We start from the raw sequence: 10,661 nt of genomic DNA on the forward strand, positions 1-10,661 counted from the left end.
CGTTGGAGGGGGCATGGAGAGCACATGGCCTCGATAAGGCAGTTCGTCAGGCGGTTTCTGGAGCGTCCCGGTTCCATCGATCTCGCCCCCTTCGAGCGGATCGTCAGGGCGGCCGGTGCCGAGGAGGACCGCCTGCGGAAGGCGGCGGAACTGCCGTCACCCTCGATGGACGACCTGGCCGGGTTCTGCGCGGTCGCGCGCGAGGCCGCCGACCGGGCACTCGGGCTGAGGCCGTACGACGTGCAACTGGTCGGCGCGCTCGTCATGCTCTCCGGAAACGTCGCCGAGATGGCCACCGGCGAGGGCAAGACGCTGTCCGGGGCCGTCGCCGCCGCCGGGTACGCCCTGCGGGGCAGACGGGTCCACGTCGTCTCCGTCAACGACTACCTGGCCCGGCGCGACGCCGAGTGGATGGGCCCGCTGTACGAGGCGCTGGGCGTCTCGGTGGGCTGGATCGGGGAGGCCTCCACTCCGGAGGAGCGGCGCGCGGCCTATGACCGGGACGTCACCTACGGTTCGGTCAGCGAGATCGGCTTCGACGTGCTGCGCGACCGGCTCCGCGTCGACGCCGCCGATCTGCTGCTGCCCGAGCCGGACGTCGTGCTGGTCGACGAGGCCGACTCGGTGCTGGTGGACGAGGCCCGGGTCCCGCTGGTGCTCGCCGGGGCCGCCGACGCCGGCGGCGCCGTGCCGGAGACGGCGGCGCTGGTCCGCAGGCTCGTCAAGGGCTACCACTACGAGATCGACGACCAGGCCCGCAACGTGCACCTGACCTCCAAGGGCATCGACACCGTGGAGGAGGCGCTGGGCGTGGAGCTCTACCACGACACCGCGCGCCTGACCGAGGTCAACCTCGCGCTGCACGCGCACGCCCTGCTGACCAGGGACGTCGACTACATCGTCCGCGACGGCAGGGTCCACCTGGTCAACCCGTCCCGGGGGCGGGTCGCGCTGCTGCAGCGCTGGCCGGACGGCCTGCAGGCGGCGGTCGAGGCCAAGGAGGCGCTGGCGCCCTCGGAGACCGGGGAGATCCTCGACTCGATCACGGTCCAGGGGCTGATCACCCGCTACCCCGGGCGTTGCGGGATGACCGGTACGGCGGTGGCCGTCGGCGACGAACTGCGCGAGTTCTACGACCTGAAGGTGGCGGTCGTCCCGCCCAACCGGCCGCCGGTCCGCGCCGACGAGCCCGACCGGTTGTTCGAGTTCGCCGCGGACCGGGACCGGGCGCTGGTCGACGAGATCGCCGAGGCGCACGCCACCGGCCGGCCGATCCTGGTCGGCACCCTGGACGTGGCGGAGTCCGAGCGGCTCGCCCTGAACCTCGCCGGGCGGGGGCTGGAGTGCGCCGTGCTGAACGCGAAGAACGACGCGGAGGAGGCCTCGATCATCGCCCGGGCCGGGGAACGCGGGGCGATCACGGTCTCCACCCAGATGGCCGGGCGCGGCACCGACATCCGGCTCGGCGAGGGAGTGGGCGCCCTCGGCGGCCTGTACGTCATCGGCTCGGGCCGCCACGCGAGCAGCCGCCTGGACGACCAGCTCCGCGGCCGGGCCGGGCGGCAGGGCGACCCCGGCGGCTCGGTCTTCCTCGTCAGCGGCGAGGACGACCTGATCACCCACTACGTCGCCGACGAGTACTCCTCGGGCGTGCCGAGCGCACGGCTCGTGGCCCACGCCCAGCGGGTCGCCGAGGGCGTCAACGCGCAGATCCACCGCAACACCTGGCGCTACACCCGCCTGCTCGAACGCCAGCGGGACCTGGTCCTGGAACGCCGCGACCGGGTCCTGCGCGGCCGGACGGCCGGGGAGGCCCTCGCCGCCGCCGCCCCCGAGCGCTGGACCGGGCTGACCGGGGCCCTTCCCCCCGAGACGGGCGAGGAGATCCTGCACGGGGCGGCGCGGCAGATCGTCCTGTTCCACCTCGACCGCTGCTGGGCCGAGCACCTGGCCTACCTCGCCGAGCTCCGCGAGGGCATCCACCTGCGGGTGCTGGGCCGCGCCAGCCCGATCGACGAGTTCCACAAGGACGCGGTCGCCGCCTACCGGCGGCTGCTCGCCGAGGTCGAGTCGCGCTCGGTCGCGACGTTCGAGAGCGCCGGGATCACCGAGGACGGCCTCGACCTGGACGGGGAGGGGCTCAAGCGCCCCACCGCGACCTGGACCTACCTGGTCCAGGAGAACCCGTTCGGCAGCGAGTGGGAGCGCCTCACCAACCGCCTCGCCACCAAGATCCGCCGCCGCTGATCCGCCGCCGCTGATCCGCCGCCGGGCACCGGAGTCCCGCGCGCCCTGCCGTACGGGTCCCGCGGCCGGCCCGCTCCCCGGTCACGGACGCGCGGCGGCGTCCAGGGCCGCGCGGATCTCGCCCGCCGGGTCGCCCTCATGGTAGATCCGCTCGCTGGTCTCGATGCCGTCCAGGAACTCCTGGTACCGCACCGCGTACATGAGGTGCCCGAGCGGTTCGGCCAGGGCCAGCGCCCGCCCGGGGTCGGAGCCCGGCACCAGCTCCGACCAGGCCGCGATCCAGGCGTCGGCCGCCCCGGTCCGGGGCCGTCCCGGCCGGAAGTCGCGGATCCGCAGGGCGTCCAGGACGGGGTGGCCGAAGTGGCTGTCGGCGAAGTCGACGGCGACCGTGCGGCGGCCGTCGGAGCGCCAGTTGCCGGAGTGGAAGTCGGCGTGCACGACGGTGTCCGGCAGGCCGCACTCCTCCAGGGCGGCGGCGAGCGCGGGCAGGCCGTCGGCCAGCCGGTGCGCCGCGGCCAGTTCGGCCGCGGTCAGGCCCAGTTCGTCCCGCCTGCCGAGCAGGTCGCGCACCAGCCCGGCCAGGACCCGCGGGGTGCGCTCCGGCAGGCCGTCCGGGGGCCCGTCCAGGCGGCGCGCGAGCGCCGCCTGCGCCGCGGCCCACCGGCCGACCATCGCGCGGACGAGATCGTCCGGGGCCTCCCAGCAGTCCTCGCCGGGCACGTGGCCCAGGAGCGTCCAGCCGCGCGGCGCGTCCGCCGCCAGGACGTCGGGGACGATCTCCGGGTCCACCTGCGCGAACGCCTCCACCGCGGCCGCCTCCCACGTCGCGAACCCGGGCGTGGCCTTCAGCCACACCGGCCCGGCGGAGGTGGGGATCCGGAACAGCCCCGACAGGTTCCAGGTCTTCACCTGCTCGACGTCCCCGCTCACCGGCCGGCCCGCCGCGCGCAGTTCCTCCCGCGCCCAGTCCAGCGCCGCCCTCAGTCCGGCGGCCGTCGCCCAGCCGGACCGCCGGGGGACGGGGTCCAGCAGGTCGCCGAGGTCGGAGGGAGGCGGACCGAGCAGGCCGGGGCGGGGCCGGTCGAAGGCCTCGGCGTGGTAGGTGACGTGCCCGCCCCGGCCGCCCTCCCCTCCGGTGACGCCGGTCAGGCGCAGCACCATGACCGGAACGCCGAGCGCCGCCGTCAGGTGCGCGGCGACCGGCCCGGCCTCGGCCCACCAGGGACTCTCCAGGGGGAAGGGCCCGAAGGTCCCCAGGCACTCGTCCCCCGCCGTCACCACCGCGTCGGCCGTACGGCCCTGCTCTCGATCCACCGGACCAGTCTGGCCGGACGGGCGTCCCGTCCGCGAGCCGTTATCCGCCGCCCCGCGGGGTCCGGCGGCGGGACGTCACGATCTCCGTTACGTGGACGGTAATGGTTTGGTCGATCATCGCTGGATATCGTGGTATCCGTGACCACCACCAGCGGGAACCGGCCGGTCGGTGAGCTGCTGCGCCAGTGGCGGGAGCGGCGGCGGATGAGCCAGCTGGACCTCGCCATCCAGGCCGACATCTCCACCCGTCACCTGAGCTTCGTGGAGACGGGCCGGTCGAAACCGAGCCGCGACATGATCCTGCACCTCGCAGAGGAGCTGGAGCTGCCGCTGCGCGAGCGCAACCACCTCCTGCTGGCGGGCGGCTTCGCCCCGGTCTTCGCCGAGACCCCGCTCAACTCGCCGGAGATGGCCTCGGTCCGGACGGCGCTGGGGCAGGTGCTGAGCGGGCACCAGCCGTACCCCGCCGTGGTCGTGGACCAGCGCTGGAACCTGGTGGACCGCAACTCCGCGACCGGCCTGCTGCTGCGCGGCGTCGCACCCGAACTGCTCGTCCCTCCGGTCAACGTGCTTCGGCTGAGCCTGCACCCCAAGGGCATGGCCCACCGGATCCTCAACCTGGGCGAGTGGCGGGCCCACCTGCTGCACCGGCTCCGCCGCCAGATCAGCCTGACCGCCGACCCCGAGCTGACCGAGCTCTGGCGGGAGCTCGACGGCTATCCCTGCGACCAGCCCGAGCCCGAGATCGGGGCGGGCACGGGGCAGATCGTGATCCCGCTCCGGCTCCGCCGCGGCTACCGCGAGCTGGTCTTCTTCAGCACGATGACGACGTTCGGCACCCCGCTGGACATCACCGTCGCCGAACTCGCCATCGAGGCGTACTTCCCGGCCAACCCCGAGACGGCCGCCTACCTGCAGCACCAGCACCACCCCGACTAGCACCTCCCCGGGCCCGGAACCGGCCGGGCGGGGGCCGCGGCGGACCTCAGGAGACCCCCGGCATCAGCACGGTGGTGAGGAGCCTCCTGACCCGCCCCTCCCCCGGGCCGAGGCCCGCCCTGGCCTCCACCACCCGCCGGAGGTCGGCCGCGAACGCGGCGAGCTCCTCGTCGGAGAGCCACAGGGCGGCCTGGCGGTAGCCGACGCCGTCCCGGCGCAGGTCGACGTCGCCGCGCCCGGTGTAGCGGTCGAAGTCGGCCAGCAGCCCGGCCGTGAACGCCATGAACGCCCGCCGGTGGTCCTCCGGCGACATCGCGGCCAGGTCCTCGTCGGCGACCTGGGCCGCGGACAGCCGCAGCGCGTAGGTGCGCTCCACCGCGCCCCGCACCCGCTGCTCGTCCACGACCTCCAGCACCCCGGCCTCCGCCAGCGTGCCGACGTGCCGGTAGAGCGTGGCGGTGGAGACGTCGGAGAGCTCGGCGGCGAGGGCCGCGGTGGTCATGCGGCGGTCGCCGAGCAGCGCCTGGACGATGCGCAGCCGCACCGGGTGGAGGAGGAGATCAGCCGTCGTCTTCATGAACCAACACTCTCACATTTGACATCAATCTCAAAGATGAGAATAATCATGGTCGAACGGAAGAGAAAGGGGCCACGATGGCGACGATGACGGTGACCGGGGGCGAGCTGGTGCTGGCGCTCGACCGGGGCGAGAAGGTGGCGGGCCTGCACGGCGACATCCGCGTGCCGCTCACCGCGGTCCGCGACGTCACCGTCGTGGAGAACGGGGTGGCGGGCGCCCGCGGCCTGCGCTCCCCCGGCCTGGCGGTTCCGGGACGGACCAAGGTCGGGACGTGGCGGCGCCCGGGGAACCGGGCGTTCGTGACCGTCCGCCGGGGCGTGCCCGCCGTACGGGTCTCCCTGAGCGGCGCCGGCTACGACGAGCTGCTGGTCGGCGACGAGCACGCGGCCGAGCTCGCCGGGCGCATCCGCGAGGCGGCGGCCCTGCCCGCGCCGGTCGCCGAGGAGCGCGTCACCTTCCGCTCCGGCGGCTTGATCCTCGGCGGCACGCTGGCCCTGCCCGCCGGGCCGGGGCCGCACCCCGTGGTGCTGATCGTGACCGGCTCGGGCCCGCTGGACCGGGACGCCGACCACAAGCGCATGCCCCTGGGGGTCAGCCGCGACCTGGCGCACGCCCTGGCCCGCGCGGGGGTGGCCTCCTTCCGCTACGACAAGCGCGGTGTCGGCGAGTCCCAGGGCGACTTCCTCGCCGCGGGCCTGAGCGACAACGTCGCCGACGCCCGGGCCGCGCTGGCCTGGCTGCGGGGCCGTACGGAGATCGACCCGGCGGCGGTGTTCGTCGCCGGCCACAGCGAGGGCGCCGTCATCGCCACCGCGCTCAGCCCCGCCGAGCAGGACGGCCTGGCCGGGATCGTGCTGCTGTCCGGCATCGCCAGGACCGGCGAGGAGACCCTGAGGTGGCAGGCCCGGCAGATCGCCGGGGACCTGCCCGCACCGGTCCGGGTGATCCTTCGCCTGCTCGGCACCGACCTGTTCACCAAGCAGGAGCAGGCCCTCACCCGGCTCAAGGCCACCACCACCGACGTCGCCCGCGTCCAGGGGCGCAGGACGAACGCGCGCTGGCACCGCGAGTTCATCGCCTTCGACCCCGAGCCGCTCCTGCGCGGGCTGCGCGTGCCGGTCCTGGCCGTCACCGGCGACGGCGACGTCCAGGTCGACCCCGCCGACCTCGACACCGTCGCCGCCCTGGTCGACGGGGACGTCACGACCGTCCGGGTGCCCGGACTGAGCCACCTGCTCCGCCAGGACCCGGACGCCGGGGGCCTGCGCACCTACAAGCAGCAGATCCGCAGGCCCACCGACCCCGGGGTCCTCACCCTGGTGACGGACTGGGTCAACGAGCACCTCCCGGAGCACCCGGCCTGACGGCGGCGCGGCGAGCCGCTTCTCTCGCCGCGCCGTCCCCGCCGCCGGACGGGCGCGGCGAGGGAGGGGACGACGAAAGAGGGGAGGGCGTCAGTCCCAGCGCTGGGCGTTGCCGTCGTGCAGCGTGCCGGGGGCGTCCGGGATGACGCAGAACGGCAGGCCCGCCGGGTCCCGCATGATCCACCAGCGGTCGTTCGCCTTCTGCACCCGCTCGGCGCCCAGCCGCTCCAGCCGCGCGACCTCCGCCTCCAGGTCGTCGGTGTGGATGTCGACGTGCACCCGGCCCTCCCCCTCTCCCAGCCGCTGGATCATCAGTGCGAACTCCTGTCCGTGCAGGAGGGCGCCGTGGTACTCCGGATAGCTCTCGTTGGCTTTCAGTTCCGGTCCGATCGCCCCCCGCCAGAACTCCACCTCCCGGTCGTGACCGGCCTGCGGAACGTCGATGACAACCGTGTAGAGCCTGCTGTAGTGCGCCACGCGCAACACCTCCGGTCGGGAAAAGCACGGACCCCCATGATCGGGGAGCCGTGTCTCACGCAGAAAGGCCAGCCGTCCGGCGCCGGGCACCGCCGGAGCCTCCGGTGTGCTTCAGGTCCGGGCGCGCAGGACGCAGAACTCGTTGCCCTCGGGGTCGGCGAGGACCACCCATGACTGCTCGCCCTGCCCCACGTCGGCCCGGCGGGCGCCCAGCGCCAGCAGCCGTGCGACCTCGGCCTCCTGGTCGTCGGGGCGGAAGTCGAGGTGGAGCCGGTTCTTGACCGCCCGGGGGTCGGGCACCGGGACGAAGAGCAGCCCGGGCAGGCGGTCGGGGGAAGGACGGATCTCGTACTCGTCGTCCGCGTCGTCGACCACCACCCAGCCGAGGGCGTCGGCCCACCACCGGCCCAGGGCCGCCGGATCCGCCGAGTCGACGACGACCTGCTCCCATTCCAAATTCATGATCACCCCATGCCCGGCCGCCGGCGGTCCATGCTCTCCCCGCCCGCGGCATGTCCCACCGGACGAGCGCAGGGCGGATCAGCGCAACCCCTTACGGCACGCCTTCGCCCCGTTGTGGCCCTACCCTGAGGACCATGGCGGAGTTGGACGAACTGGCCCACAGGTTGCGGAGGTTCGCCGAGGTCAGAGAGTGGGAGCGGTTTCACACGCCGAAGAACCTCGCGATGGCGCTGGCCGGAGAGGTGGGCGAACTGCTTGCCGAACTCCAGTGGCTGACGCCCGAGGAGGCATCCGGCGTCATGGAGGATCCCGATTCCGCCGCGCGCCTCCGTTCGGAGATGGCCGACGTCATGATCTACCTGGCCCGCCTTGCGGACGTCCTGGAGATCGACTTGCTGGAAGCCGTCCACGCCAAGCTCGACGAGAACGACAAACGCTATTCTGCGACGGAATATCGCGGTTCCGCGCGGAAAGCACCGCCGCCGGCCTGATTTCGTCCGCTGATCGCGATAATCTTCCTGCCGTAGTGATGCGGCCCGACGGGCTTCCGCCGATCACCTGATCACGGAGACGCCCCCATACCGCACGAGTCTCTCGTGCTGCCTGGGGGTAGGTCCGTGACGGCATTTCGGCACTCCGCCGAAAGTCTGGCCAAGCTGGCGACCAACGGTTCGCTTCCCGAAAGTCGGCTCAGCGAAGCCATCACCGAACATCTCCGCAGGACCATCTGCGTCAATCCCTCCCTCGCGGAGCGCAGATCGTGGGATCGGAGCCTCCCGGTCCTGGCACGTGACCTGGTCGACGCCGGACTCGGCGACGTCGAGATGCTGGTCGAGTACCAGTTGCCGCTGACCAGCAAACGTGCCGACGTGGTTCTCGCCGGGATCGACCGCCGTACCGGTGGTGACGCCTATCTCGTGGTCGAGCTGAAGCAGTGGAGCAGGGCCGAGCCGTTCGAGGACGATCCCCGGCTCGTACTCGTCGAGGGCGCCCCGGGTGGTCCGAGACTGCATCCGGTACTCCAGGTCCAGGGCTACTGTGAGTACATCGCGGGCTTCGCCGGTGCTCTCGAGGGGCAGGACTCAGCGATCAGAGGTGTGGCCTACCTTCACAACGCGGCCGACCTCGACGTCCGAGATCTCTACAACGACGTCCTGGATGAGCGCACCCGGCTGTTCACCAGAACACGGCGAGGCGCCTTCCTGGAGTATCTCCGTGAGCAGTTCGCCCCCCGGCCCGGCGTCGAAGCCGCCGACCGCCTGCTCACCGGTGCCGTCCGCCCTTCCCGGCGACTCCTCGAACTCGCCGCGCGGGAGATCCGGGACCGCGAGCAGTTCGTCCTCCTCGCCGAACAGCGGCTGGCGTACGAGATCGTCCTGAACGCCGTGGAACGGGCCCGGAGGGCGGATTCGAAAGAGATCGTCATCGTCTCCGGTGGCCCGGGAAGCGGCAAGAGCGTCATCGCGCTGTCCCTGCTGGGCGAGCTCTCCAGACGAGGGCGCCCGGTTCTTCACGCCACGGGATCGCGCTCGTTCACCGAGACCATGCGACGGGTCGCGGGCAAAGGCTCCTCCCAGGTGAAGAACCTGTTCAAATACTTCAACAGCTTCATGCAGGCCGACCGCAACGGCCTCGAGGCCCTCATCTGCGACGAGGCCCACCGGATCCGGGAGACGTCGCAGAACCGCTACACCCCGGCCCGGCTCCGCAGTAATCGCCGCCAGATCGACGAGCTCATCGACGCCGCAAGAGTCCCCGTCTTCCTGTTGGACGAGCACCAGGTCGTACGGCCCGGAGAACTGGGAAACGTCGCCGAGATCAGAGCCCATGCGGAGGCACGCGGCTTCCGGGTCCACGAGATCTCCCTCGACGGGCAGTTCCGCTGCGGGGGGAGCCGCGCCTACGAGGACTGGGTACTGCGACTCCTCGGCCTGCAGGGCGACGGACCCGCGCCGTGGGAGGGAGACGACCGCTTCGAGGTCTCTCCCGTACGGTCCCCCCAGGAACTCGAAGCCTTGTTGCGCACGAAACTGGCCGAGGGCTATTCGGCCCGGATGACCGCCGGGTTCTGCTGGCCGTGGAGTGAACCCCGCAAGGACGACACACTCGTCCACGACGTCCGGATCGGCGAGTGGTCCCGCCCGTGGAACGTCAAGGGTGACAGGGCCGTGGGCAGCGCCCCCGCGAGCGCGCTGTGGGCCACTGCGGACGGTGGTTTCGAGCAGGTCGGCTGCGTCTACACGGCCCAGGGATTCGAGTACGACTGGAACGGCGTGATCATCGGCCCGGACCTGGTCGTCCGCGGCGGGAGGTTCGTCACGGTCAGAACGGCCAGCAAGGACCCCGCCCTCACCCGCGGCACCACCGACGCCGAAGCCGACCGACTGATCCGCAATACCTACAAGGTGCTCCTCACGAGAGGAATGCTCGGCACGTTCCTCTTCTCCGCGGATCCGGAGACCCGGTCCTTCCTCGAAGAACTGATCGGGCGGATCGCTTGAAGAGTGACCGCAGGGGATTACAGAGATGATCAAGGCACGGTATTCTTCCCACCAGAAAATGCGGTCCGACGGGCTTCTACCGATCTGACTCCGGTGGACACGCCCCCATCCGCACGAGCTTCTCGTGCTGCCTGGGGGTACGTTCGTGAAAGTCGGACACCGAATGCCCGCCGAGATCCTGCATACCTCTCCGATAGAGAGAATCGTGGCCCACCTGGTAGACCAGGTCCGGGGCGCGACCAAGGCGGAACAGACCTCATGGAAGAACAGCCTTCCAAGACTGGCCGAAGACCTCGTCGAAGCCGGGCTCGGTCAGGTTGAACTGCTCATCGAATCCCAGTTCCTCGACCGCAGCCGTACCGACGTCGTGCTGGCGGGGGTCGATCACAACGGGCGGGACACATATGTCGCGGTAGAGCTCAAGCGCTGGCGCAGCGCGCAGCTCTGCGAAGACGATCCTGACCACGTCCGCGTACCGAGCCTGCAGAAGAATCCCAGACACCCGCTTGTCCAGGTGCGGGGTTACTGCCACGGCCCCGGCGTTGAAGGGTTTTGTCCGGCCTGCTGATGGTTGATCAGAGGTTGTAGACGGCGAAGGCCGTGTCGTGATCGAGGAGGTCACGGCGGGCGTGGGCGATGTTCGCACGTCCAGCCAGGCGGAAGGTGTTGATCGCCAGATTGCGGAAGGACGCGAGAGCTCGCGGCGCGGTCCCGGTTCTGAGCTGGGAGGCATCCTCTCGAAAGGTCACATCGCGGACCCAGTGGAGACGGTTTTCC

Annotated in this window: 10 protein-coding genes and 1 pseudogene; 6 read left to right on the forward strand and 5 right to left on the reverse strand. The window is 71.6% G+C overall.

Annotated features, from left to right (window positions below):
* Window positions 1-24: 24 nt before the first annotated feature.
* Window positions 25-2,247 carry an accessory Sec system translocase SecA2 gene (gene secA2, locus FHS22_RS35105; protein WP_184948514.1) on the forward strand — a complete coding sequence of 741 codons (2,223 nt, stop codon included), beginning with the start codon at window positions 25-27 and terminating at the stop codon, window positions 2,245-2,247.
* An 81-nt stretch (window positions 2,248-2,328) separates the two neighbouring features.
* Here secA2 and FHS22_RS35110 read toward each other — a convergent pair whose 3' ends face one another.
* Entirely contained in the window at window positions 2,329-3,561 is a 1,233-nt protein-coding gene (locus tag FHS22_RS35110; protein WP_338048101.1) for an aminoglycoside phosphotransferase family protein, read from the reverse strand.
* A 138-nt stretch (window positions 3,562-3,699) separates the two neighbouring features.
* On the opposite strand from FHS22_RS35110, the gene FHS22_RS35115 reads away from it, so the two are divergent.
* Window positions 3,700-4,500 (forward strand): helix-turn-helix domain-containing protein, encoded by an 801-nt coding sequence (locus FHS22_RS35115; protein WP_338048102.1) that lies wholly within the window; start codon window positions 3,700-3,702, stop codon window positions 4,498-4,500.
* A gap of 46 nt (window positions 4,501-4,546) precedes the next feature.
* Here the strand turns inward: FHS22_RS35115 and FHS22_RS35120 are convergent, their stop codons facing one another.
* Window positions 4,547-5,077, reverse strand: a complete 531-nt coding sequence (locus FHS22_RS35120; protein WP_184948515.1) for a helix-turn-helix domain-containing protein — start codon at window positions 5,075-5,077, stop codon at window positions 4,547-4,549.
* Window positions 5,078-5,154: 77 nt separating this feature from the next.
* Here FHS22_RS35120 and FHS22_RS35125 point away from each other — a divergent pair, with 77 nt between their 5' ends.
* Window positions 5,155-6,444: an alpha/beta hydrolase family protein gene (locus FHS22_RS35125; RefSeq protein ID WP_184948516.1), complete on the forward strand. Its 1,290-nt coding sequence runs from the start codon at window positions 5,155-5,157 to the stop codon at window positions 6,442-6,444.
* Window positions 6,445-6,534: 90 nt separating this feature from the next.
* On the opposite strand, the gene FHS22_RS35130 is transcribed toward FHS22_RS35125, so the two are convergent.
* Entirely contained in the window at window positions 6,535-6,921 is a 387-nt protein-coding gene (locus FHS22_RS35130) for a VOC family protein (RefSeq protein WP_184948517.1), read from the reverse strand.
* Between the two features lie 111 nt (window positions 6,922-7,032).
* On the reverse strand, window positions 7,033-7,383 hold the full coding sequence (locus FHS22_RS35135; protein ID WP_184948518.1) for a VOC family protein: 351 nt from the start codon (window positions 7,381-7,383) through the stop codon (window positions 7,033-7,035).
* Window positions 7,384-7,517: 134 nt separating this feature from the next.
* Here FHS22_RS35135 and FHS22_RS35140 point away from each other — a divergent pair, with 134 nt between their 5' ends.
* From FHS22_RS35140 to FHS22_RS35150, 3 genes are all read left to right on the forward strand, one after another.
* Window positions 7,518-7,874, forward strand: a complete 357-nt coding sequence (locus FHS22_RS35140) for a nucleotide pyrophosphohydrolase (RefSeq protein ID WP_184948519.1) — start codon at window positions 7,518-7,520, stop codon at window positions 7,872-7,874.
* Between the two features lie 126 nt (window positions 7,875-8,000).
* The gene (locus FHS22_RS35145) at window positions 8,001-9,884 is read left to right on the forward strand and encodes a DUF2075 domain-containing protein (RefSeq protein WP_184948520.1); all 1,884 of its coding nucleotides are present in this window, start codon (window positions 8,001-8,003) and stop codon (window positions 9,882-9,884) included.
* A gap of 163 nt (window positions 9,885-10,047) precedes the next feature.
* Entirely contained in the window at window positions 10,048-10,452 is a 405-nt protein-coding gene (locus FHS22_RS35150; RefSeq protein ID WP_184948521.1) for a hypothetical protein, read from the forward strand.
* Window positions 10,453-10,459: 7 nt separating this feature from the next.
* Here FHS22_RS35150 and FHS22_RS35155 read toward each other — a convergent pair.
* Window positions 10,460-10,661: pseudogene (locus tag FHS22_RS35155) on the reverse strand (ISAs1 family transposase); the annotation flags it as partial.

Source organism: Thiemannella venezuelensis (assembly GCF_014203605.1).
Classification (GTDB): Bacteria; Actinomycetota; Actinomycetes; order Streptosporangiales; family Streptosporangiaceae; genus Planomonospora_A; species Planomonospora_A venezuelensis.